At 62.5% G+C, this 22,807-nt stretch carries 20 protein-coding genes; 13 read left to right on the top strand and 7 right to left on the bottom strand.

The genetic code is table 11. From position 1 onward, the window contains the following. Positions 1 to 5 precede the first annotated feature (5 nt). From ABQM86_RS10135 to ABQM86_RS10120, 4 genes are all read right to left on the bottom strand, one after another. Positions 6 to 983, bottom strand: a complete 978-nt coding sequence (locus tag ABQM86_RS10135; protein ID WP_207597335.1) for an ABC transporter permease — start codon at positions 981 to 983, stop codon at positions 6 to 8. A gap of 301 nt (positions 984 to 1,284) precedes the next feature. Next, positions 1,285 to 2,955 carry an ABC transporter substrate-binding protein gene (locus ABQM86_RS10130; RefSeq protein WP_280627859.1) on the bottom strand — a complete coding sequence of 557 codons (1,671 nt, stop codon included), beginning with the start codon at positions 2,953 to 2,955 and terminating at the stop codon, positions 1,285 to 1,287. A gap of 80 nt (positions 2,956 to 3,035) precedes the next feature. Continuing rightward, on the bottom strand, positions 3,036 to 4,103 hold the full coding sequence (locus ABQM86_RS10125) for a LacI family DNA-binding transcriptional regulator (RefSeq protein ID WP_369746535.1): 1,068 nt from the start codon (positions 4,101 to 4,103) through the stop codon (positions 3,036 to 3,038). A 166-nt stretch (positions 4,104 to 4,269) separates the two neighbouring features. Beyond that, positions 4,270 to 4,398 carry a hypothetical protein gene (locus ABQM86_RS10120; protein ID WP_280627858.1) on the bottom strand — a complete coding sequence of 43 codons (129 nt, stop codon included), beginning with the start codon at positions 4,396 to 4,398 and terminating at the stop codon, positions 4,270 to 4,272. Between the two features lie 207 nt (positions 4,399 to 4,605). Between ABQM86_RS10120 and ABQM86_RS10115 the strand changes: the two genes are divergently transcribed. Beyond that, on the top strand, positions 4,606 to 5,634 hold the full coding sequence (locus ABQM86_RS10115; RefSeq protein WP_369746534.1) for a DUF808 domain-containing protein: 1,029 nt from the start codon (positions 4,606 to 4,608) through the stop codon (positions 5,632 to 5,634). 6 nt (positions 5,635 to 5,640) lie between these two features. Here ABQM86_RS10115 and ABQM86_RS10110 read toward each other — a convergent pair whose 3' ends face one another. Then, positions 5,641 to 6,675, bottom strand: coding sequence for an AAA family ATPase (locus tag ABQM86_RS10110; RefSeq protein ID WP_369746533.1), 1,035 nt, complete (start codon positions 6,673 to 6,675; stop codon positions 5,641 to 5,643). A 159-nt stretch (positions 6,676 to 6,834) separates the two neighbouring features. Here ABQM86_RS10110 and ABQM86_RS10105 point away from each other — a divergent pair, with 159 nt between their 5' ends. The 7 genes from ABQM86_RS10105 (at position 6,835) to ABQM86_RS10075 (ending at position 13,125) form a co-directional block, all read left to right on the top strand. Further along, the gene (locus tag ABQM86_RS10105; RefSeq protein ID WP_369746532.1) at positions 6,835 to 7,881 is read left to right on the top strand and encodes a homoserine dehydrogenase; all 1,047 of its coding nucleotides are present in this window, start codon (positions 6,835 to 6,837) and stop codon (positions 7,879 to 7,881) included. After that, complete coding sequence (locus tag ABQM86_RS10100; protein ID WP_369746531.1) at positions 7,874 to 9,289, top strand: aldehyde dehydrogenase family protein; 1,416 nt, start codon at positions 7,874 to 7,876, stop codon at positions 9,287 to 9,289. Before ABQM86_RS10105 ends, ABQM86_RS10100 begins: the two co-directional genes overlap by 8 nt. Beyond that, positions 9,286 to 10,662 (top strand): aspartate ammonia-lyase, encoded by a 1,377-nt coding sequence (locus ABQM86_RS10095; protein ID WP_369746530.1) that lies wholly within the window; start codon positions 9,286 to 9,288, stop codon positions 10,660 to 10,662. Before ABQM86_RS10100 ends, ABQM86_RS10095 begins: the two co-directional genes overlap by 4 nt. Before the next feature lie 58 nt (positions 10,663 to 10,720). Beyond that, positions 10,721 to 11,413, top strand: coding sequence for a histidine phosphatase family protein (locus ABQM86_RS10090; protein WP_280627853.1), 693 nt, complete (start codon positions 10,721 to 10,723; stop codon positions 11,411 to 11,413). 24 nt (positions 11,414 to 11,437) lie between these two features. Continuing rightward, positions 11,438 to 11,992 (top strand): DUF3090 domain-containing protein, encoded by a 555-nt coding sequence (locus ABQM86_RS10085; protein ID WP_280627852.1) that lies wholly within the window; start codon positions 11,438 to 11,440, stop codon positions 11,990 to 11,992. Then, complete coding sequence (locus ABQM86_RS10080) at positions 11,992 to 12,759, top strand: SCO1664 family protein (protein ID WP_369746529.1); 768 nt, start codon at positions 11,992 to 11,994, stop codon at positions 12,757 to 12,759. The genes ABQM86_RS10085 and ABQM86_RS10080 overlap by 1 nt, the downstream gene beginning before the upstream one ends. Positions 12,760 to 12,822: 63 nt before the next feature. After that, on the top strand, positions 12,823 to 13,125 hold the full coding sequence (locus ABQM86_RS10075) for a hypothetical protein (protein ID WP_369746528.1): 303 nt from the start codon (positions 12,823 to 12,825) through the stop codon (positions 13,123 to 13,125). 63 nt (positions 13,126 to 13,188) lie between these two features. Here ABQM86_RS10075 and ABQM86_RS10070 read toward each other — a convergent pair whose 3' ends face one another. After that, positions 13,189 to 14,340: a fatty acid desaturase gene (locus ABQM86_RS10070; RefSeq protein ID WP_369746527.1), complete on the bottom strand. Its 1,152-nt coding sequence runs from the start codon at positions 14,338 to 14,340 to the stop codon at positions 13,189 to 13,191. Between the two features lie 13 nt (positions 14,341 to 14,353). Next, complete coding sequence (locus ABQM86_RS10065; RefSeq protein ID WP_207597322.1) at positions 14,354 to 15,454, bottom strand: ferredoxin reductase; 1,101 nt, start codon at positions 15,452 to 15,454, stop codon at positions 14,354 to 14,356. A 430-nt stretch (positions 15,455 to 15,884) separates the two neighbouring features. On the opposite strand from ABQM86_RS10065, the gene ABQM86_RS10060 reads away from it, so the two are divergent. The 5 genes from ABQM86_RS10060 to ABQM86_RS10040 all read left to right on the top strand — a co-directional run bounded on the left by ABQM86_RS10060 (position 15,885) and on the right by ABQM86_RS10040 (position 22,414). Continuing rightward, entirely contained in the window at positions 15,885 to 17,084 is a 1,200-nt protein-coding gene (locus tag ABQM86_RS10060) for a pyridoxal phosphate-dependent aminotransferase (protein WP_207597321.1), read from the top strand. Next, positions 17,081 to 18,073: a 2-hydroxyacid dehydrogenase gene (locus tag ABQM86_RS10055; RefSeq protein WP_369746526.1), complete on the top strand. Its 993-nt coding sequence runs from the start codon at positions 17,081 to 17,083 to the stop codon at positions 18,071 to 18,073. Before ABQM86_RS10060 ends, ABQM86_RS10055 begins: the two co-directional genes overlap by 4 nt. 154 nt (positions 18,074 to 18,227) lie before the next feature. Beyond that, on the top strand, positions 18,228 to 19,688 hold the full coding sequence (mtr, locus tag ABQM86_RS10050; protein ID WP_369746525.1) for a mycothione reductase: 1,461 nt from the start codon (positions 18,228 to 18,230) through the stop codon (positions 19,686 to 19,688). A 198-nt stretch (positions 19,689 to 19,886) separates the two neighbouring features. After that, positions 19,887 to 20,795: an ATP-binding cassette domain-containing protein gene (locus ABQM86_RS10045; RefSeq protein WP_369746524.1), complete on the top strand. Its 909-nt coding sequence runs from the start codon at positions 19,887 to 19,889 to the stop codon at positions 20,793 to 20,795. Further along, a complete protein-coding gene (locus ABQM86_RS10040) occupies positions 20,795 to 22,414 on the top strand; it encodes an ABC transporter permease (RefSeq protein WP_369746523.1) in 1,620 nt (539 codons plus the stop codon). Before ABQM86_RS10045 ends, ABQM86_RS10040 begins: the two co-directional genes overlap by 1 nt. Positions 22,415 to 22,807: the final 393 nt, after the last annotated feature.

The raw sequence follows: 22,807 nt of genomic DNA, 5'->3' as shown, positions 1-22,807 counted from the left end.
TCCCTCTAGTTGCTGCGCACGCGCGGGTCGAGGCGGACGTAGAGGATGTCCACCAGGAAGTTGGCAAGCAGAACAGCGGCGGTGATGGTCAGGAACAGGCCCTGCATGAGCGGATAGTCGAGGCCTTGGACAGCGTTTAGGAGCTGGTAGCCGACGCCGGGATAGGCGAACACCACCTCTGTGAGCAGGGCGCCGCCCACCACGAATCCCAGTCCCATGCCGAAGCTCGTGACGGAGGGAAGCATGGCATTGCGTGCTGCGTAGCGGAGCATGATGCGGCCCGGACGGAGTCCCTTGGCTTCGGCCATGGTGATGTAGTCCTCGGAATTGGTGGCAATCATGGTGTTCCGCATGCCGAGCATCCAGCCGCCGATGGACACCAACACAATGGTCAGCGCCGGCAGCACAAGGTGCGCACCGACGTCGCCGATGAATTCCCAAGTAAACGCCGGCTCCAAACCGTCCGTGAACGCGTGGCGGATCGGGAACCAACCCAGCACCACGCCAAACAGGTAGAGAGCGCCCATGGCGAGCCAGAAGTACGGGAAGGAGCCGATGAACACCAGCACCGGCGGAAGCGCGGAGTCGATCGCTCCGCCGCGCCGCCAGGCGGCCAGGATGCCCAGCAGGTTTCCTACGACGGCGGCAATGACCAGTGCGGTACCGCCCAGCAAGAGTGTCCAACCGATCTGGGACGAAATGACCTCGGTCACCGGGGTGGGGAAACGGGAGATGGAAACACCCATCTGCCCGGTGAAGATGTTGTGCAGGTAATCGATGTATTGCGCCCAGAGGGGCCGGTCGTCAACACCCAGCAGCTTGCGCAGGGCCTCGATCTGTTCAGGCTGCATCCGGTCTTGGGAACGGGCGAACATGCGGGAGACGGGGTCCCCGGGCATGAACCGCGGAAGCAGGAAATTCAGGGTGATGGACGCCCAGAAGGCGATCAGGTAGAAACCCAGGCGGCGCAGGATGAAGCGCACGGTTTCCCTCCATTCGGGAAGTGCGGAAAGTATGGGAGGCACGCCCGGCGGAGTCGGCCGGGTCAACGGCGTAGAACCGCCGGGCGTGCGCTGTGAGGCCCGACTGGGCCTCAAGCGGTGGATGGGCCCACGCCGCCCGGGTTCCCTGGCCGAAGCGCAGCGAGGTGAGGGCGGCGGTGGGTGGGCCCACGCCGCCCGGGTTCCCTGGCCGAAGCGCAGCGAGGTGAGGGCGGCGGTGGGTGGGCCCACGCCGCCCGGGTTCCCTGGCCGAAGCGCAGCGAGGTTAGGGCGGCGGTGGGGACTACTTGCGCGGTTCCAGCGTGGTCAGGACCAGCACCGTGGTAGGCGACCGGACCGAGAGAGTGGCGTATGGGTTGGCCTCGGTGGGCCAGCCGGTGAAGCGGGTGTCGTTGAAGGCACCCCATTCAGGGCCGGAGAACAGCGGCACCAGCGGCGCGACGTCGTTGTACTGTTCCTGCAGTTTGTTGGCGATGTCCTTCTGCTTGGACAGATCGGCCTCCGCTGCGAAGTCGGCGAGCAAGGCATCCGCCGTGGTGTCGCCGAACCGGTGGTAGTTGTCGAACGTCTTGGTGCCCACGGGCTTCACGGTGCTTGTGCCCATGGAAGTGTTGAAGTACTTGTACGGGCTGGGGTCGTTGGCGCTCCAGACAATGCCGGAGTCGAAGTCGCCGGTCTCGTAGCCGGCAACCACAGCGGCCCAGTCCGGGGACTCCACCTTGGTGGTGACGCCGACTTCTGCAAGGTTCTGCGAGATGACGTTGGCCACGGACAGCCAGTCGGACGAAGTAGCACCCACGGAGATCTTGAATTCGAAAGGCTTGCCGTCCTTCAGCGTGCGCTTTCCGTCAGCTCCCTTGGGGTAGCCGGCTTTGTCCAGCAGCTCGTTGGCCTTCTGGACATCGTGGTTGGTCCACGTGCAGTTGTCCTTGACCTGGGTATTCTTCCAGGTCTCGTAGTTGCCGGACAGCCCGGTGCAGTCGGCCGGCTTGGCGTAGCCGCTCATGCCGATTTTAGTGACTTGCCCGCGGTCAACTGCCATGCTCAGTGCTTTGCGGACATCAACATCGTTGAATGGCGCTTTGGTGGTGTTGAGCTGCCAGTTGATCATGGCACCCGTAGCCGGGAACCAGTACTGACGGTGTTCCTTGTCCTTGGAGACAAAGGTCTTTTCGATGTTGGGGATGTACTGGGGAGCCCAGTCCACGTCGCCGTTCGCTGCGGCAAGGTTGGCGCCGTCGTTTCCTGCGAAGGCGAGCATCTTGATACCGGCGATCTTCTGCTTTTCCGGCTGCCAGTAGTTGGGGTTCTTTTTCAGCACGAAGGACTGTGCCTGGAAACTGTCAACCTCGGTGTATGGTCCGGTGCCCACGGGCTTGGCGTTGGCATCCTTTTCCGGGTCCGGCACAGCGGACCAGATGTGCTTGGGCAGGATGGTGATGTGGCCGACGTCGTAAAGGGCCGGGGACCACGGCTTGTTGAAGGTGAAAGTGACCTTGTTGCCCTCGGCGGTGACGGTGTCCAAGTACTCGAAGCCGCCCTTGATCTTCTTCTGAAGTTCGAACGTATAGGCAACGTCGTCTGCAACGAAAGGCTGCCCGTCGGACCATTTCACACCATCACGGAGGGTGAACGTGACGGACTTGCCATCCTCGGCGGCCTTCCACTCGGTGGCGAGCCACGGCACCGTGTCACCCTTGGCGGGGTTGAAGATGAGGAGGGATTCGTAGATGGATTGCTGAACCATGGGGTTCACCGTGGGGGCGAACGGATTGAAGTTCTGCACGAACGTGCCCATGTCTTCACGCGGGATGGTGAGGAACGCGCCGGCGTTCGCGCCGGCGTCGGACGTGTTGGTCTTGGCAACGTTCGCGGTGCAACCGGTGAGAAGCATAGCGCCTATTGCAAGGCTCGCCGCCGTCATCCGGGCAGCCCTGAATCGGGGTTGTGTCATGATGGTTATCTCTTTCCTATCTTCATCGTCCAAGGTGAAGGGGTGGGTAAGGGGTTTGCTCTTCGAGGTTGATTTCGCGGTCAGACCGAAGAGCGTTCTAGCAGCGGACAGTCGACCAATTGCTGGTCGGCAAGGATCGGCTGTCCTGCTGTAAGAGCGGCAAGCGTTTGGACACCCAAGGCGCCCATTTTTTCGAATGGCAACGCAACCGTGGTCAGTTTTGGCCTGAGGTAGGCCGCAATGAGTTCCTGGTTGTCGAAGCCGATCACGGCAATGTCCCCGGGGATGGTCAGTCCCCGTTCCTTGATGGCGTCATAAGCGCCCATCGCCATGCGGTCATTGAGGCAAAACAGGGCCGTTGGCCTGTCCTCCGGTGGATAGCGGTCCAGAATCCGGCATGCGGCGTCGTAACCGCCGTCCGCCGTTGCGTATCCGGACACCACCAAGTCCGGGTCAAGCTCCAGTCCGGCAGCGGAAAGTGCTTCGCGTGCACCTTCCAACCGGCCTACTGCGGCAGGGATAACCGGGTCAAGGTTAATGATTCCGATCCGCGAGTGGCCGGCTTGGAGCAAACGTTCGACGGCGACTCTGCCTCCCCCACGTTCGTCCGGGACGATCGAGGGCAGTTTTCCATCAGCGTCGTAGCAGTTAATCAGGACGGTGGGTACTTCGTTGGCGCTCTCTGGAACCCGGACGCCCCGGTGGAAGGTGGCTGCGTAGAGAAGCCCTTCCACTCGTTGCTCCAACAGTTTTTCGATGGCAGCATCCTCCAGGCCCTGGTTGGGTCCTACGGCATCGGCCTGGTCGGATGGCGCGATGAGCAGGAACCGGCGGTCAAGCCAGGCTTGGTCTTGCGCGCCTTTGATGATGTCGACGGCGAAGGGTGCCGTGACGATCTCCGTCACGATCCCGTACCAGTCACTGCGCTGTGATGCCAACGCACGGGCGCCGGCATTGGGGCGGTAGCCCAATTCCTGCACGGCGTCATTGATCCGGGTGCGGGTTTCCTCTGAGATGCTGGCATTTTCGCGGTTGCTCAGCACAAAGGAAACAGCCGTCCGGGAAACACCGGCATGTTTGGCGACGTCTTTCATGGTGACTCCGCGCTGCCGGACGGCCGCAGTGCCGGGGGTGGTGCTTTTCGCCATCGAATGCTCCGGTGTTCGGTGTTCTGAGTCGTGCGCCAGACCTTCCTTGTCTGGTTCGCTTGCCTGGTAATGCGTGATGGTAACGCGCGTTACTAAGCGAGCATGTGACTTAGGTTACCCGCGTTACTTCGAGTCTGTCAACACTCCTTTGAGCGCCTCCGACCAACTAACTTTCGTCAGGTTCTTCCTCGGTTGTTTCCTTTTCGTCGTGCCGGGAGGCGTCGTGGACCTTTCTCGGCATTTTGCCCTCAAGGTCAGCAGGTACGGGAGGATCCTTCTCTTCATCAGTAGACATGAAGCCAGCATAGGTGGATCACGCCGGTGATGCCTGGCAGGCAAAACCCGCGCATAGGTATATTTCAGGTGGCAATGTCCGGGCTAAGGCGCGTCACGGCCATCCCTGGTTTTACCAGCCAACGTATAATCCGAGCATGCCCTTCATGCTCCTTGTACCAGTTATCCACGCCCAGCCTTCCGGCCTTGACCAGGACGGAGCAGCCCTGTGAGCGGCGGTCTCGTCGCCCTGTTGGATGACATTGCTGCCCTGGCCCGCATCGCGGCCGCATCGGTGGACGACATCGCAGCGGGAGCCGCCAAGGCTGGGGCCAAAGCTGCCGGCGTAGTGATCGACGACGCCGCCGTAACGCCGCAGTACGTGTCCGGGGCTGACCCATCCCGCGAACTGCCCATGATCAAAAAGATCTTCTGGGGCTCGCTGCGCAACAAACTGGTGATCATCCTGCCGGCGCTGCTGCTCGTCAGCGCCTTCATCCCGGGAATCATTCCGTTCATCCTCATGCTGGGCGGTTCCTACCTCTGCTACGAGGGCGCTGAAAAGGTCTGGCACAAGCTCCGCGGCCATGCTGATGATGCCGAGAAGGCACCAGCTGTCCAACGCGGCCCTGAGGCCGAAGCCAAGGTGACCAAGGGAGCCATCACCACCGACTTCATCCTGTCCTGCGAAATCATGGTGATCGCCATGAACGAGGTAGCCACCGAGTCCCTCTGGGCCCGGGCGTTCATCCTCGTCGTCGTAGCGATCGCCATTACGGTCATCGTCTATGGTGCGGTAGGACTGATCGTCAAGATGGATGACATCGGCCTGCACCTGACCACCAAGGACTCCGCGGGCTCACAGCGCTTCGGCCGGCTTCTCGTCAAGGGAATGCCCGCCGTGTTGGCCGCGATCACCCTCATCGGGACCATCGCCATGCTCTGGGTTGGCGGCCACATCATGTTGCAGGGGGCACACGACCTCGGCTGGCACGGCCCGTACGACCTTGTTCATGTCCTTGAGACACCCTTTGCCGGAATCCCCGTTGTGGGTGGCTTCCTCGCATGGCTGGTCAACACGCTGTGCTCAGCCATTCTCGGCGCCATCTGGGGCCTGGTGATCATGGTAATCCTGCACCCGCTTCTCAAAGTGCTGCCGTTCGGCAAGAAAAAGGACGCACACAAAGAAGGCGATGTCCGTGCTGCGAGCTCCGGCCACCGGCCCGGAAGCGATCATAGCCAGAAGGATAAGGCCTGATTCAGGTCAGGCAAGCCAGCGCCACCAGCGTGAGGGCTCCGGTTCCGGGATGGCTTCCGGCTGCGGCTCCTGGCCCAGAGCCAGAGCGGCCCCGACGATGTCATCCTCGGTGAGCGTGATGACCGCTTCACGATCAAGTGCGTCGAGGCCCGGTTCTTCGTCGCGCGTCAGCCGCAGCGCCTGGCGATTCAGTGACTGCTCAAACAAGGTGCGGGCGAAGCGGGCGTTCCCTGAGTCTTCTCCTGCGTGAAGCCCGGCGAGGATGCGGCGCAACATCTGACCCGCGCCTAGCTCCAGCGTGTACTCATGTTGGGCCAGCATCTGCTGGAATATCGTCTCCAGTTCGTCTACCGAGTAATCGGGGAAGGTGATCTCGCGGGCGAACCTTGACCGCAGCCCGGGGTTGGAGAGCAAGAAAGACTCCATGAGCCGCGGGTAACCGGCCACGATCACCACCAAGCGGTGGCGGTGGTCCTCCATCCGCTTGAGCAGGACCTCGATCGCCTCGGGGCCGAAATCCATCCGGCCGTCCTCCGGGGCAAGCGCATAGGCCTCATCGATGAACAGGACGCCGTCCAACGCCCGCCGGATTACCCGGTCCGTCTTGATGGCAGTTGCTCCAACGTACTGACCCACCAGGCCGGAACGGTCCACCTCGACCAGGTGTCCTTTCTGGAGCAAGCCCACCGCACGGTACATTTCGGCCAGGAGGCGCGCCACGGTGGTCTTGCCCGTGCCCGGGTTTCCGAGAAATACAAGATGCTGGGATGTGGCCACCTCCGGCAGTCCGTGGGCTTTGCGACGGGCCTGGACCTGGAGCAATGCCACCAAGGCCCTGACCTGTTCCTTTACGGTCTCCAGCCCGACCAGCGCATCGAGCTCGGCCTGCACTTCGGACAGCGGCCGGGCGGGACCGGGCCGCGCACCGATGAAATCGCCCACCAGGTCGTCAACGCGTTCCGACCCTGGCAGCTTGAGCTGATTGGCCAGATGGCCAATCGTTTCCCTCAGCTCATCGAGCGGATTGCGGCTTGCAGCCATACATCCACTGTAGTCCTCGCGATATGAAGCGGCCACGGATCAAACTGCCCGCATTTGGGCGTTTCGGCATCTTCGGCGGGCGATTCGCCCATAAGTAACTGACACTCCGCGGACTGAAGCTTGGAGGACAGCATCACCGCCCTACCCAAGGAGATCAACGTGACTACTTACAACCTGGCCCTGATTGGTTTCGGAGGCGTGAACCGCGCCTTGGCCGAACTGATCCGTGACGAACCGCAGCGCTTCGCTTCCCTCGGGTTCGAGCTCCGCGTTGTGGCCATTACCGACCTCGCGTTTGGCTCGCTCGTCCAAGGCGATGGCATCGATCTGACCTCGGTCCTCGCCATGCCTCGCGGATCTTCGTTCGACGGACTCCCGGGCGGCAGCTCCGACCCCCGCAACGAAGACGTCATCAAGAACAGCCCCGCCGACATCGTGGTCGAAGCCACCTTCACCAGCCCCCTTGACGGGGAACCGGCCGTTTCGCACGTGAAATGGGCCATCGAATCGGGCAAGCACGTGGTGACCACCAACAAGGGGCCGGTGGCCTTGCAAGGCACTCAATTGTCCAAGCTCGCCGCCAACAACGGCGTTCGCTTTGAGTATGAAGGCGCTGTCATGAGCGGCACGCCCGTGATCCGTTTGGCGCACAAGATGCTCGGAGGTCTGGAGCTGAACGCCGTGCAGGGAATCTTGAATGGAACCAGCAACTACCTCCTGGGGCGTATGGAAGCCGGCCTGCGCTTGGACGAGGCCATCTCAGAGGCCCAGGATCTCGGATACGCCGAAGCGGATCCGACCGCCGACATCGGAGGCTCCGACGTCCGGCTCAAGGTCGCCATCCTGGCCAACGAACTGCTCGGTGCCACCATCCACCCCAATGACGTGGAAACCACCGGTATCCAGGACATCAAGAGTGATGACGTCGCCCAGGCCTTGGCAAGCGGTTTCCGGTGGAAGCTGATCGGTGAAGCCCGCCGCGAGAGCGATGGCAGCATCACTGCTTCCGTCCAGCCGATCGCCCTTCCGGCGGACCACCCGCTGGCCGGGATTTCCGGTGCCACCAACGCCGTCTCCTTCACCACCGACCTGCTCGGGGCCGTCACCGTTTCCGGTCCGGGAGCCGGACGCGTCGAGACCGCCTACGCCCTCATTTCCGACATCATCGCCGTTGACGAATTCGCCAAAGGAGCCGTCCGTGCCTGAAACAGCCATCGCCGAGGCCAAGAGCGAAGCCACAACCAACGATCTGGTGGTTCGCAACAAGTTTGACGGTACCGTTCTGGCTACCCTGCCCCAGTGCAGTGAGGCGGATGTACGTGTCGAGCTCATCCGTGCCGCTGCGTCCGCTCCGGCAGCTGCAGCCCTGCCGCGCCACGAGCGTGGCAGGATTCTGGACACCGCCGCGGACCTGTTGCAGCAGCGGTCGCAGAAGGTCGCCGAACTGATTGTTGCCGAAGCCGGGAAAACCATCAAGCAGGCCCGCAAAGAGGTTTCCCGTGCGGTGAACACCCTTAAGCTCTCCGCTGCGGAAACGCGCCGGAATGTTGGTGAAGTCGTTCCGTTCGACTCGTTCGCCGGTTCTGAGAACCGCCAGGGATGGTTCACCCGTGAACCACTGGGGCTCATCGCAGCGATTACGCCCTACAACGACGCGTTGAACTTGGTGGCCCACAAGCTCGGTCCGGCAATCGCCGGAGGGAACACCGTCATCCTGAAGCCATCGCAGCTGACACCGTTGACGGCCATCCTCCTCGTGGACCTGCTTCGCGAGGCCGGACTGCCCTCAGACTTCGTCACCGTTGTTCTGGGTGACCGCACGGTCGCGCAAACCATCATCTCCTCCAAACTGGTCCGCATGGTCTCCTTCACCGGAGGATTCGCCACCGGCCGGGCCATCGCCGCGAATGCCGGAATCAAGCGCCTGTCCATGGAACTTGGCGGCAACGCACCCGTCATCGTCTTCGACGACGCCGACATCCCAGCCGCCGTCGAAGCCAGCGTGTCCGGCTCCTTCTGGGCCGCCGGGCAGAACTGCATCGGCGCCCAGCGGATCCTTGTCCAACGATCGGTCTTCGACACGTTCCTTGATGCCTTCGTCGCCCAAACCGCGGCACTTAAGACCGGCGACCCGAGCAACGAACACACCGACGTCGGGCCCATGATCAGCAGCGCCTCCGCCGCCGAAGCGAAACGGAAGATCGAGGAGGCCGTAGCCGCCGGGGCGCGACTGCTGACGGGAGGGACCCTGAACGGGCCGGTCCTCACACCCGCTGTTCTCACAGGAGTCCCCCGCAGCTGCGAAGCCTGGAGCGAGGAACTCTTCGCCCCGGTCGTCCTCGTCGAACCGTTCGACACCGCCGAGGAAGCCATCGCACTGGCCAACGACAGCGAATACGCCCTCCAGGCAGGGGTTTTCACCAAGGACCTGGGTCGGGCCCTGGCCACCGCCAAGGCGATCGACGCAGGCGGCGTGATGATCAATGACTCCTCCGACTACCGACATGATGCGATGCCGTTCGGCGGTTCCAAGTACGGCAGCATGGGCCGGGAAGGCGTCCACTTCGCCTACGAGGAAATGACCCAGCCCAAAGTCATTGCGATCACCTCATGAACACAGGAGTAAGAATTGAGCACGACAGCCTGGGTTCTTTGGCTGTCCCAAAATCCGCTTTGTGGGGCATCCACACTGAACGGGCGATCCTCAATTTCCCGATCAGCGGCATCCAGTTGGGAACCCACCGGCACCTCGTCCGGTCACTCGCATTCGTGAAGAAGGCTGCAGCCCTGACCAACGCCGAGCTGGGCTTGATTCCGTCGGAAGTCGGCAAGGCCATCGCTGAAGCCTGCGACACAATGGCCGCCGGTGACGTTGACCATGCCTTTCCCGTCGACGTCATCCAAGGTGGCGCCGGGACATCGACCAACATGAACGCCAACGAGGTCATCGCCAACCTCGCCCTGGAGGCCTTGGGCCACCCCCGCGGCTCCTACGATGTGGTGGACCCGATCGGGCACGTCAACAAGTGCCAGTCCACCAACGACGTCTATCCGACAGCGGTGCGGTTGGCCCTCGTGTTCGCGTTGGAGGACCTCCTGGAGCGCCTGGCCCTGTTGTCAGAATCATTCGCCGAACGGGGCCGGGCCTTCGCGGCCATCCCGAAAATTGGTCGCACGCAGCTTCAGGATGCAGTTCCCATGACCCTCGGCCAGGAATTCACCGCGTTCGCGGTAACTCTGGAGGAAGACCAACGGCGTCTGCGCGAGGCAGCCGCGCTGTTGCGGGAATGCAGTCTGGGTGCAACGGCCATCGGTACCGGCATCACCGCGGACCCGCGGTATGTGGAGCGCGTCATTGACAAGCTCTCGGTGGTGAGCGGGGTCAAACTGGACCGTGCCCACGACTTTGTTGAAGCAACCTGGGACACCGGCGCGTTCATGACGTTCTCCGGAGCGCTCAAACGCACTGCCATCAAGCTCTCCAAGATCTGCAGCGACCTTCGGCTGCTCTCCAGCGGACCCCAAACAGGGCTCGCCGAAATCCGGTTGCCCCCGCGCCAAGCGGGCTCCTCGATCATGCCCGGCAAGGTCAACCCGGTGATTCCGGAGGTCGTCAACCAGGTTGCGTTCTTCGTTGCCGGGGCCGATCTCACTGTCACCATGGCTGCCGACAACGGACAGCTACAACTGAACGCCTTTGAACCGGTCATCGCCCACTCCCTGCTGCAATCAATGAACTGGCTGACCAACAGCACGGATGTTCTGCGGGACCTATGCGTCGAGGGCATCGAAGCGAACGAAGCATTGCTGCGGTCCAGGGCACGGGCCTCCACAGCACAAGCCACGGCACTGCTCCCTGTGCTGGGATACGCCGTTGCGGCCGACATCGCCCACAAGGCGCTCGTGTCCGGACAGAGCGTCGTCGACGTCGCTGTCAGTGAAGGCCTGCTGCTGCCCGAGCAGGTCGAGGCCCTGATGATGGCCTGAGACCGGGATAAACGATTCGCGGATCACGCCGGGACGTGCGGGATACTAGGCTGAGTGGATGGCGACAGTTATTCTCGTGCGGCACGGCCGCACCACAGCCAATGCAACTGGACTGCTGGCCGGCCGGACCGCGGGCGTGAGCCTGGACCAGGTAGGGCGCGAACAGGCGGCATTGACGGCAGACCGGCTCGCAGCAGTGCCGGTAGTCGGGGTAGTGTCGAGTCCTCTCGAGCGCTGCCGGCAGACCGCCCAGCTCATTCTCGACCGCCAGGCCGGCACGCCGTATGCACCAGTCGAAATCGATATCACCGAATGCGATTACGGCCAGTGGCAGGGCCGCATGCTCAGTGATCTCGCAACTGAGGATTTGTGGCCGGTGGTGCAAACACAACCATCCGCCGTCGTGTTTCCCGGCGGTGAATCCATGGCCGCGATGCAGGCCAGGTCCGTGGCAGCCATCAGACGCCACGATGCAGCCTTCGAAGCCGAGCATGGGCCGGGAGCAACCTGGGTGGCGGTGAGTCACGGTGACATCATCAAGTCGATCCTTGCGGACGCGCTCGGCATGCACCTTGACCTGTTCCAGCGTATTAACGTGGGCCCCGCCTCCGTATCGATCGTGCGCTACGGCGCTGACAGGCCCAGTGTCTACGCGACCAACACCGATGCGGGTGATCTGTCATGGCTGTCGAACGGCATCCATTCCGGCGATGCGCCGGTGGGCGGCGGTGCAGGACAGAACGCGCCGTGAACCTTATGTGCCTAAAATACAAGCATGCCTACAAGTGTTCACGAGTTTGCCTGGCCTGATCGGGTTGTAGTTGGGACCATTGGCCTTCCAGGGTCGCGGACGTTCTACCTGCAAGTGCGTGCAGGGAAGCAGATCGTGAGTATTGCCTTGGAGAAGCAGCAGTCGGCCCAGCTCGCAGAAAAGATCGACGAGATCCTTGACCAGCTCATCACTGTTCAGGGGAATCCGTTCAGCGTACCGACCAGTACTCCCATCGAGCTTGTCGACAACGATCCCCTTGAGGCGGTTGACGAGCAGTTCCGCGCTGGAGCCATGAGTTTGGGTTGGGATCCCACCACAGCCCAAGTGGTGATTGAGGCCTACCCCATCGCCGACGTCGATGCTGATGACAACGACGAGCCGCTCGTTGGGGACGACGCAGTCGAAGCGGAAATGCTGCTGGTGCGCATGCCGGTAGGCACCGCCCGCGCATTCGCCAAGCGCACCCGTGAAATCGTCGGAGCCGGGCGCCCGACGTGCCCGCTCTGTGGATACCCCATAGACGCCGACGGGCACAGTTGCACCCTTCCCGAGGCGTGATGCCGGCGCCGGACTTGGCGACCGCCGAGCTGACGCTCACTGGCCGCATCACGACGGCTTCAAACGCGACATTCCTGGGCGCCATCGGGGACGTAAAAGTCGTTTATAAGCCGATGGCAGGCGAAAGTCCGCTCTGGGATTTCCCCGATGGCAAACTTGCTCACCGGGAGGTGGCCGCGTACCTGGTATCGCAGGTATTCGGCGGGGACATCGTGCCATGCACCTGGCTGCGCGATGGCCCGTTGGGCGAAGGAATGGTCCAACTGTGGAAAGAGCGAGACCCTGCCCAGCGCGCCGTCGATCTGGTTGCAACGGACCACGCGCCGGAAACGGGATGGAAGCACGTTCTCGAAGGACAGGATGAGAAGGGACGGATGGTCACCCTCATTCACGAAGACTCGCCAGCGCTCAGACGCATGGCAGTCTTCGACATGATCGTCAACAACGCCGACCGTAAAGGCGACCACATTCTGGCCATGGCGGACGGACACCGACACGGCGTGGACCATGGACTGACCTTCCACCATGACCATAAGTTGCGCACAGTGCTGTGGGGATGGCTGGGCGACCCGCTGGCCGCCGGGGAACTCGAAGGCATCGATCGTGTCGCAGAGGGTTTGAACGGTGGGCTGGGTCAAAACCTGGCGGACTTGCTGAGCGCCGAAGAAATCGCCTCGCTCGCCACACGCTGCGAGCGACTGCGCCTGCTTGGACGGTTCCCGGCTCCGAGCGGTGACATGCCGGCGGTGCCCTGGCCTCTGTTCTAGGATAATTCCGGCTAAGGGATTCCCAGCGAAACCAGCCCACCCTCTACTCCACGAGAAATGAATATGGAACTTTTTGACGCCCACACCGTTGTGATTTCTGCCGTGCTCCTGGTGCACATCACTGGGGTGATGATCGTGGCCGCCTCAGTTGCCGGCCTGGTGATCTCCCTCTTCGTCGTTGTCCTCGCCGTGCACTCCATCCGGACCACGTGGGAACTGACCCAAAACCTGCGAAGCGAGGGACGCTTCAGCGGCACCATCAGTAAGGTGTTCTCTTCTGTGAAGTCAGGAGCCCTGGCAGCACGTCCCCTGATAGCCGATGCACGACAAAGAATCAGCCGGCTGTCACCATTCAAGCCCGAGTAGAAACCGGTTCACCGAGACCGTGGGACCGGGATCTCGGCGCGGACGGGCGCTCATCCGGCAGGGTTAGGGCACAGCGAGCTTGAAGACCTTGGCCCAGGCAGAGCCGACCTGCTTAAGCAGGGGCCCCGTGGTGTACTTCAAGCCGTAGCGCTGGCATATGTCACGGACCTTGGGCGCAATCTCGGCGTACCGGTTGGACGGCAGGTCAGGGAAGAGATGGTGCTCAATCTGGTGCGACAGATTCCCCGTCATGAGGTGCATGAACGGTGACCCGGAGATGTTGGCGGATCCGATCATCTGACGGACATACCAGTCGCCGCGGGTTTCGCCTTCCACCATTTCCTCGGTGAACGTATCCGTTCCTTCCGGGAAGTGGCCGCAGAAGATGACGGCGTGTGCCCACACGTTGCGGATGGCGTTGGCAGTGAGGGTGCCATAGAGGGCTTGTTTCCCGGAGCCCATCAGCATGGCCAAGGCTGGGGTGGCCGCATAGTCCTTGGCGAATTGCTTGAGCGCCTTCCGCCCCAGCGCTTTGAGGTCCTTGTTCATGGCCTCCTTGGACTTCAGGCCTTCCTTGTACTCAGGGATCTCCAAGTCGTAGAGGGCTATGCCCCATTCAAATACGGGCGCAAGCAAAGCGTTGTAAAGGGGGTTGCCCAGGTTGAAGGGCTTCCACTCCTGGTCAGGGTCCATGCGCAGAAGGTTGTAGCCGACGTCGCGGTCCTTGCCAACCACGTTGGTCCAACGGTGGTGGAGGTCGTTGTGCGTGTGCTGCCACGATCGCGACGGGGTAACGAAGTCCCACTCCCAGGTGGTGGAGTGGATGTCCGGGTCACGCATCCAGTCCCACTGGCCGTGGAGGATGTTGTGGCCAAGTTCCATGTTCTCCAGGATTTTTGCCAGGCTGAGAAGTGTGGTGCCGGTGAACCAGGCAGCCTTGTTCTTGCCTATCAGCAGTGCGGCACGACCTGAGATTTCCAATCCACGTTGGATCTTGATCATCCGCCTGATGTAGGCAGCGTCGCTGGAGCCACGCTTGGCAAGAATTTCGTCGCGGATTGCATCAAGCTCACGGCCCAGTTGGGCTACTTGCTCGTCGCTCAAATGTGCGGCCGCCGGCGGCCGCACCGTGGGCCTTCCCTCATCGGCAAGGGCACCGGGCCGGGTCTTGGATCCGACGGCGGTGACGGAGCCTTTGGCTGAGACTACTGACATGCGGTTGTACTCCTCAGATTTCCAGATTGACAGGCCCGGCGGCTGCCGAGACACAGGTTTGGATAAGTTCCCCAGGTGCCCCATGGATCTCACCGGTGCGCAGATCGCGGACCCTCCCGGCGAGCAAGGGAGTCAGACAGCTGTGACAAATACCCATGCGGCAGCCGCTGGGCATCAGGACCCCTGCGTCCTCGCCGACGTCGAGGAGAGGGACACCGCCGTCGGCCTTGACCTCCCGGTCGGAAGTTTCGAACGTGACCACGCCGCCTTCGCTGCCGTCCCCTCCCAGGAGCTCGGTGCTGAAGCGCTCAATAGTGAGCGAGCCCTGCCCCGTTCCACCGTTTGCTGTCTTCCCTGATGTGCCGGCAGGAGTCAACGCTGCCTGGTTCCACATAGCTTCGGCGTCATCCAGGAAAGACCCCGGGCCGCACGCGTATGCGGCCCTGTCGCGCCAGTCCGGGCACACCTCTTCGAGAGCGGCCGCAGACGTGAAGTTCATGCGGCCACGTCCACTGGTGTGCCACTGCACCACGCGGAAGTTGGGAAATTGATCGGCAAGTTCGTCCAGTTCCTCGCGGAAGATACTGTCGCCTTCTTCACGGGAGGAGTGGATCAGGACAACGTCAGCGTCAGGGCGGCTTGGGACAAGCGTCCGGATCATTGACATGACGGGTGTGATGCCACTTCCCGCAGTGAGCATGAGCAGCGAACGGGGATGCTCGGGGAGGACAAAATCGCCCTGGGGCGGCGCCAGGAAAAGGACGTCACCCACCTTGGTCTTGCGGACCAAGGTTCCGGATACGGATCCTACGTCAGTGACCGTGATGGCCGGACCTTTGCCAGCCGGCGCACTCAGCGAATAAGAGCGCCATTGGCGGACCCCGTTGATTTCGACGCCTATCCTCGCCCACTGCCCGGCGAGGTGGGCATGCCAGCCTCGGCCGGGCCGGAAGAAAATGGTGGCTGATTGAGGTGTTTCGCGGACTACCTCGGTGACGACTCCACGCAATTGACGGGACGAATAGACCGGGTTGAACAACGCCAGGACATCCTCAGGCGCAAGTGGGGTGGTCAAAACCGAGGCGATGCGGGCCAGGGGACGAAAGCTGACCATGAACTACTCCTCGCAACGACGGAGACCGAAGACCTCAGCAACATGTGCCGGGATATCCGAACCAGCAAATATCATAAGTATACTTATAAATCTCATCCCTTGAAACACAGGGAAAGCCCCTCAGGAGGGGCTTTCAACGGGAATGGGGCGATACGTGGATCGGTCAGCGGTGATGCGCCCCTCCCCTCCGGGCTTTTGCGCCCATGCCGGTTTCAGTAGCTAGACCGTAATACGCCCAGCGGATGGGATGCAAACCCGCAACCAATAAAGACCGCCAGTGCGGTAGTCCAAGTATCCGGATTCAGGTTTTTGGCTCATCGTCGACGCCGCTCGATCGCGAGCATCCTTGAGCGGAGCGCTCCGCCTTTGATATATTAGTTAAGTATTAGATGTCTACGACGGACTTTTGACTCAACGAGGAGTAAACGGCATGCAGCAACTCGCGCATCGGCTCGAACGGCTCGGCACTGAAACCGCCTTTAGCGTGGCCCAAGCCGCGGCATCCTGGAAGGCAAAGGGAAATCTGGTTTACCCTTTCCATCTCGGCGACATCAACATCCCGACCGCCCCACATATCGTCGAAGCCATGACCAAGGCAATCGCTGACGGCTACACCGGGTATTGCCCCGGCCCGGGCATCCCACAGCTCCGCGAAGCCCTTGCCGAAGACCTTGGCTCACGCCGCGGAGTGACCTTCTCTGCAGAGAACGTAGTAGTAATGACGGGCGGCAAACCGGTCATCACGAAGTTCCTGCAGGCCGTGATGAACCCCGGACAGGAAGTGCTCTACCCGAACCCGGGATTCCCCATCTACGAGTCGCAGATCGAATACCTCGGAGGAAAGGCAGTACCGTACCGCTACCTCCCCACGAGCCAGGGTTTCTCGATCGACCTCGATCAGGTTCGGGCCTCGATCACTCCGAACACCACCGCAATCATCTACAACGACCTGCAGAACCCCATCTCCGCCGAGTCGACTGCTGCCGAACGTGAAGCCATCGCCAAGATCGCGCAGGAGCACGATCTCTGGGTTCTCTCCGATGAGGCCTATTTTGAGACCCGCTACGAGGGGGTTTCGAGCTCGATTGCCTCGATTCCTGGCATGGCTGAACGTACTGTCATTCTGTACACCTTCAGCAAGAAGTTCGCCATGACCGGCTCACGGCTGGGCTGCGCAGTCGCACCACTTGAGATCGCGAAAGTCCTCAGCACGCTCAACACCAACGACGAATCCTGTACCACCCACTACGTGCAGTGGGCTGGCATCGAAGCACTCCGCGGCACCCAGGAACCGGTCCAACAGATGCTCGACATCCTGCGTGAGCGCCGGGATGCTGCCTGCGAGCTCGTGAACTCCGTCCCCGGAATGCACGTCGCGGTACCTCAATCGACGTTCTACCTGTTCCCCGACGTTACCGACGTCATGGAGAAAATGGGGTACACAGCAGTGGGCGACTTCGCCAGCGACGCACTCTACAAAACCGGAGTCTCCTTCTGCACACGTGAGCACTTTGGGCGCCGCCAACCCGGCGAGGAGCGGCAGTACATCCGGCTCGCCTACTCAGGCATCGACGTCGCTGACATCCGCGACGGCCTTGGCCGCCTGCGCGACTGGATCGCAACGGCATGAGCCGGGTCCTCGTCACGGGACGCATTCCCGATGCTGCCATTGAAAAGCTCCGCGCCGAGCACGACGTCGATGCCTGGACGGGGCCTGAATCCATCAGCCGCGAAGAGCTGTTGCGGCGGGTAGCCGATACAGACGCGATCGTGTCCCTGCTGACCGAGCGCGTTGATTCCGAACTGCTCGACGCCGCCGGCCCGCAGCTCAAAGTCGTAGCGAACGTCGCCGTCGGATACGACAACATCGATGTGCCCGCCTGCACCGCGCGCGGAGTCGTCGCCACGAACACGCCCGGTGTGCTCACCGACGCTACGGCGGACATCGCGTTCGGCCTCATCCTGATGGCTACCCGCCGGCTCGGTGAGGGCGAACGGCTTATCCGGTCGGGCGAGTCATGGAAGTGGGGCATGTTCTTCCTGCTGGGGTCCAGCCTGCAGGGAAAGACACTCGGCGTCGTGGGCATGGGCGGCATCGGCCAGGCAACCGCGCGTCGGGCAAAGGCCTTCGGCATGGAGATCGTGTACCAGTCCCGCAGCGAAATCGATCCCACGGTCGCCGCCGAGTTGGATGCACGACGCGTCGATCTCAACGAGCTGCTGGCCGTTTCCGACGTCGTCTCACTGCACTGCCCCTACGGTCCCGCCACTCACCACTTGATCGGGGCCGGGCAACTCGCAGAAATGAAGAGCTCGGCATACCTTGTCAACACCGCCCGCGGACCCATTGTCGATGAAGACGCACTGGCATCCGCGCTCCGGGAGGGTGCAATCGCGGGAGCTGGGCTCGACGTTTACGAGCAGGAGCCCCGCGTCCATCCCGGCCTGCTGGAACTGGACAATGTTGCGCTCCTGCCGCACCTTGGCTCGGCGACGGTGGAGACGCGCACCGCCATGGCCATGCTCGCCGCTGACAACGCCATCGCAGTGCTGAGCGGGGAACAGCCCCCAGCACCAATCGCTGAGGGCGTCAGGGGTGCACAACGAGCAGAACGTTGACTCCGCTGCGCCATGATCAGGCGACCCGGTAAGTATTCAGGGGGGTGTCCGTGCTTCGCGGGCGCTCCCCTGCCTTGCCGTGCGGCCCGTGTAATGGGTCCCGACAGGTTGTGTTCAGTAGGGTTGGGAAGACCCCAGAGTGAGGACCACCTGCATGCACACCACTTCCAGCAAGGCCGCCGTGGATCGGCATTACGACCTGATCATCATCGGCACGGGCTCCGGGAACTCCATTCCCGGACCCGGGTTCGAAGACCGGTCGATCGCGATCATCGAGGAAGCAACGTTCGGCGGCACCTGCCTGAACGCCGGCTGCATCCCCTCGAAAATGTACGTCCACACCGCCGACACCGCGCTGCAGACCGCCAGGTCCGCACGGCTGGGCCTCCACGCCGAGGTCAACTCCGTAGACTGGCCCGGCATAGTGGGCCGGATCTTCGAGAACCGCGTCGACCCCATTGCCGCCGCCGGTGAGGAATACCGGCGCGGACCACAGACTCCGAACATCGATGTCTACGACCAGCACGCTGTCTTCATCGGAGAACGCACCTTGCAAACAGGTCAAGGCAACCAGCAGATAACCATCTCGGGTGACCAGGTTGTCATCGCCGCGGGCTCCCGCCCCTTCATCCCCGAGGCCATCGCCGCTTCGGGCGTGCGGTACCACACCAATGAGGACATCATGCGGCTCCCTCATCTACCCAAATCATTGGTGGTCATCGGCGGCGGCTACATCGCAATGGAGTTCGCCCACGTCTTCGACGCCCTCGGCACGGACGTCACAATCATCGCCCGCTCCACACTCCTGCGGAACCTCGACGAGGACCTGCACGACCCGTTTAACGACCTCGCCGCCGAACGCTTCGACGTCCGGTCCGGCCGCACCATCATCGGCGCCGACCAGACAAGTCAAGGCATAACTGTCAGGCTCGACGACGGCACCTCCGCCACCGGGGAGGTACTGCTGGTAGCGACCGGGCGCATCCCCAACGGGGACCTGCTGGACCTGCCCTCCGGCAGGATCGAGACGATAGGCGCCGGACGCATCAAGGTCGATGACTACGGCCGGTCAACCTCCGCTGCGGGAGTTTGGGCCCTCGGCGACGTTTCATCGCCCTACATGCTCAAACACGTCGCCAACGCCGAGATGCGCGCGGTGCGGCACAACCTGCTCAACCCGGAAAGCCTGCAGAGAATGCCCCACGACCACGTCCCCGCCGCCACCTTCACCCACCCCCAGATCGCCACCGTCGGGATGACCGAATCCCAAGCCCGCGAACACGGCCACAACGTGACAACCAAAGTCCAAAGCTACGGGGACGTCGCCTACGGTTGGGCCCTGGAAGACACCACCGGCATCTGCAAACTCATCGCCGACAAAGACACCGGCAAACTCCTCGGCGCCCACTACATGGGCCCCCAAGCATCAACCCTGATCCAGCAGATGATCACCGTCCTGGCCTTCGACCTCGATGTACGCACGTTCGCTGCCAACCAATACTGGATTCACCCCGCACTACCTGAGGTCACCGAAAACGCCCTGCTCGGTCTCACCTTCAACCAACCGGACCACACCAACACCGTCTTCCGCGCACGCCCCGGCGTGGACCACTGAGGATTCGGGCTGACGCGTTGATCGGCAAGGTGAACACCGCGCCCTAACGGGTGTGCGTGGTCCTCTTCCTTGGGGGACTGCACAGACGTAGGCTGTGGATCGGAGAGCCGGGAAGACTGGTCGGCCCGCTGGGTGAAATGCCCGCGGAACGGCTCCGGCGTCCGTCTGGGTCGTTGGACCGAAGACAGGATCTCCGCAATGCCATCATCGTCAGAACCAATCGTCGACGCCGTGCAGCTCGTCAAAGTTTTCGGCAGGACCCGCGCCCTTGACGGGCTGGACCTGCGGGTTGGGTACGGGGAAGTCCACGGCTTCCTGGGCCCCAACGGGGCCGGCAAATCAACAACGTTGCGTGTCCTCCTGGGCTTGATGCGTCCCACCGCAGGAACGGCCCACGTTTTCGGACTCGACCCCTGGCAAGACCCCGTCCGCGCCCACCGGGACATCGCCTACGTTCCGGGAGATGTGAGCTTGTGGCCTAACCTTTCCGGCGGCGAAGTCATCGATCTGCTGACGAGCCTGCGGGGCGGTGTCAACGAACGGCTCCGCCGGGACTTGATCGAAGAATTTGAATTGGATCCGCGTCGTAAGGCCAGGACATATTCGAAGGGAAACCGCCAAAAAGTGTCCCTGATTGCTGCGTTCGCGCGGCCGGCTCGACTGTATTTGCTCGATGAGCCCAGCGCGGGTTTGGATCCCGTCATGGAGTCGGTCTTCCGTCGGCAGGTTCAGCGCGTCACTGCGGAGGGCGCCACAGTGCTGCTGTCCAGCCACATCCTCAGCGAGGTTGAACAGCTCTGCGAAAAGGTGACCATCATTCGCGCAGGACGCACCGTGGAATCAGGAACCCTGGCCGGATTGCGTCACCTGAAACACACCCACTTCAGGATCGACGCCACCGAACCTGAACTGTTTCACTCCCTGCCCGGCGTGCAGAACCTCATAGTCGACGGCGGCCTGGTTGAGTTCGACGTCGACCCGGCCGACCTTTCGCCGTTGCTGCAGGCGGTAGCAGCGGCCGGACTCAGCGGTTTGACCGTGTCTCCACCATCGCTTGAGTCCCTTTTCCTCAGCCACTACAGCGGCGCGAACGGCCAGGTTCGCTGATGTCCGGAATGATGGGACTTCTGCTGGTGCAGGCGCGCAGGGAACGGGTGCTGTTGCCGGTGTGGATCCTGAGCATTGCCTTTCTTGGCTTCATTATCGCCAATGCCGTGGCCACCGAATTTGGTGATGAAGCAGCCCGGTCAGCGATCATCACTGTTGCCGGGGCAAGCCCTGCGTTCCTGTTCGTCCGGGGACTTCCTGACGGGACCACTGTCGGGGCAGTCGTGTTCTTTCAAGGCTATGCGTTCACCGCTGTCCTCGCAGGGTTGATGAGCACTTTCCTGGTCATCAGGCACACCCGCACGGATGAAGAACTCGGACGAGCGGAACTGATTGGCTCCGTCCCGGTCCGCCGGGCCGCACCAATCACGGCCACCCTTATCCTTGGAGGCACGGCGAATCTGGTTCTGGCAGTCTCCGTGGCGGCCGGTTACGTTGCCGCAGGCTTACCCTTGTCCGGCGCCATCACCGCCGGGGCGGCAGTCGGCGCTGTGGGCGCGTTCTTCGTAGCAATCAGTGGACTCGTCGCACAGATCATGCCCTCAGGCCGGGCATCCAACGGCGCAGCTGCCGCCTTGGTCGGCGGGGCGTATTTCGTGCGGGGCGTTGGCGACGCGTTCGGTACCCCGTCCGCTGACCTGACCCAGGTGACCAGTGGATGGTTTTCGTGGTTCTCCCCCATCGGCTGGGGACAACGTTCCCGGCCGTTCTCGGTGGCTGATCCCATCCCGCTGCTGGGATTGGTTGCGGTGAGCCTTCTTCTGGCGCTGGCCGTCATCTGGCTCAGGAGCAAAAGAGATCTGGGAGAAAGTCTGCTGGCCGAACGCGCCGGACGGGAGCGGGCCGCGACCGGGGCCTCTTCTTTGCTCGGCTTGGCATGGCACCAACAACGATTCATCTTGCTGGGCTGGTGTCTCTTCTCGGGCCTGCTTGGCGGCATGGCCGGTGGGCTGGGGCCCGTGGTCACCAACGTCATCGGCGGGAATCAGTCGCTTCGCGAGCTGATTTTCCGGCTCGTTCCCGGCGGCCGGGGGGAGCTCATTGACGTTTTCACTACCGCGCTGCTGGGCATCGCGGGTGTCCTCGCGGCTGCCGCAGGTGTCCAGGTTGTGCTGCGGCTTCGCACAGAAGAAGCGGAAGGGCGAGCTGAACTGCTCTTGGCGGCGCCGCGTTCCCCGGCACGCTGGCTCGGTGCGAACCTGCTCCTCGCTACCGTCTCTACTGTGATGGTGGCTGTGGTTGCGAGAACCGCAGCCGCCGCAGGTCTTGCCGTGTCGGGCGTGGCAAGCGGACCTCCTGGATTGCTGATCGGCGCCGCCTTGGCTCACGTACCGGCCGCCGTCGTATTCATTGCCGCTACGGCCGTGGCCTTCTCTGTTATCCCGCGGGCGAGCATCGCCTTAGGCTGGGGGTTTCTGGCCGTCGGGCTGGTTTTGGGGCAATTCGGCGAACTGATGCGCCTGCCCGCCTGGCTCCAGGACCTTAGCGCGTTCCGCCACACGGCGGCGATGCCCGTCGAAGCCTTCGACCCCATAGCCGCCCTCACCATGACCGGCATTGCCCTGACTGGAGCCGGACTAGCCGGCTTTCTGCTCAGCAAGCGAGACCTCGCAGCATGAGCCACTGGACACGAAGCTTGTAAACCATGTCACCCTGAACCGTGGCACCCGCGATCTGTTCCAAGGCAGAGCCGAACCCACCATAGATAGGAGGCTGCCCCGCAGCGAGGAAATCCGCCAGCTTTTCAGGTGGATTCCAGGCCTCACCCGTTGGCAAGGCGACCGGCATCGCCTGACCAATCCCGGGCCCTTTCGTGGCTCCGCCCTCCTCGTTCTCCCCAGGCTTGACCTCAAGACCCCAAACGATGTGGCTGTGGTTAAAGGCTTGGACCTCCGCTCCACAGCTTTCGAGGAGCGGAGGTCAAGCCATGAACAGCAGCGAATTGGCCGACGGGAATGTCAAACCAGACTCGACCACACCTTGCAGCCCTGGCCGGGTCGAAGGGTGCGGAT

The organism is Paenarthrobacter sp. AMU7, from assembly GCF_041200195.1.
In the GTDB taxonomy this organism is placed as follows: Bacteria; Actinomycetota; Actinomycetes; order Actinomycetales; family Micrococcaceae; genus Arthrobacter.
The sequence above is the reverse complement of the archived record's forward strand: the minus strand, read 5'-3'. Positions and strand labels throughout refer to the sequence as shown.

Bases quoted from the DNA above. Each gene is read 5' to 3' on its own strand.
- ABQM86_RS10130 (WP_280627859.1), bottom strand. From the start codon at position 2,955: ATGACACAACCCCGATTCAGGGCTGCCCGGATGACGGCGGCGAGCCTT.
- ABQM86_RS10125 (WP_369746535.1), bottom strand. From the start codon at position 4,103: ATGGCGAAAAGCACCACCCCCGGCACTGCGGCCGTCCGGCAGCGCGGA.
- ABQM86_RS10120 (WP_280627858.1), bottom strand. From the start codon at position 4,398: ATGTCTACTGATGAAGAGAAGGATCCTCCCGTACCTGCTGACCTTGAG.
- ABQM86_RS10110 (WP_369746533.1), bottom strand. From the start codon at position 6,675: ATGGCTGCAAGCCGCAATCCGCTCGATGAGCTGAGGGAAACGATTGGC.
- ABQM86_RS10095 (WP_369746530.1), top strand. From the start codon at position 9,286: ATGAACACAGGAGTAAGAATTGAGCACGACAGCCTGGGTTCTTTGGCT.
- ABQM86_RS10090 (WP_280627853.1), top strand. From the start codon at position 10,721: ATGGCGACAGTTATTCTCGTGCGGCACGGCCGCACCACAGCCAATGCA.
- ABQM86_RS10085 (WP_280627852.1), top strand. From the start codon at position 11,438: ATGCCTACAAGTGTTCACGAGTTTGCCTGGCCTGATCGGGTTGTAGTT.
- ABQM86_RS10080 (WP_369746529.1), top strand. From the start codon at position 11,992: ATGCCGGCGCCGGACTTGGCGACCGCCGAGCTGACGCTCACTGGCCGC.
- ABQM86_RS10075 (WP_369746528.1), top strand. From the start codon at position 12,823: ATGGAACTTTTTGACGCCCACACCGTTGTGATTTCTGCCGTGCTCCTG.
- ABQM86_RS10070 (WP_369746527.1), bottom strand. From the start codon at position 14,340: ATGTCAGTAGTCTCAGCCAAAGGCTCCGTCACCGCCGTCGGATCCAAG.
- ABQM86_RS10065 (WP_207597322.1), bottom strand. From the start codon at position 15,454: ATGGTCAGCTTTCGTCCCCTGGCCCGCATCGCCTCGGTTTTGACCACC.
- ABQM86_RS10060 (WP_207597321.1), top strand. From the start codon at position 15,885: ATGCAGCAACTCGCGCATCGGCTCGAACGGCTCGGCACTGAAACCGCC.
- ABQM86_RS10055 (WP_369746526.1), top strand. From the start codon at position 17,081: ATGAGCCGGGTCCTCGTCACGGGACGCATTCCCGATGCTGCCATTGAA.
- mtr (WP_369746525.1), top strand. From the start codon at position 18,228: ATGCACACCACTTCCAGCAAGGCCGCCGTGGATCGGCATTACGACCTG.
- ABQM86_RS10045 (WP_369746524.1), top strand. From the start codon at position 19,887: ATGCCATCATCGTCAGAACCAATCGTCGACGCCGTGCAGCTCGTCAAA.
- ABQM86_RS10040 (WP_369746523.1), top strand. From the start codon at position 20,795: ATGTCCGGAATGATGGGACTTCTGCTGGTGCAGGCGCGCAGGGAACGG.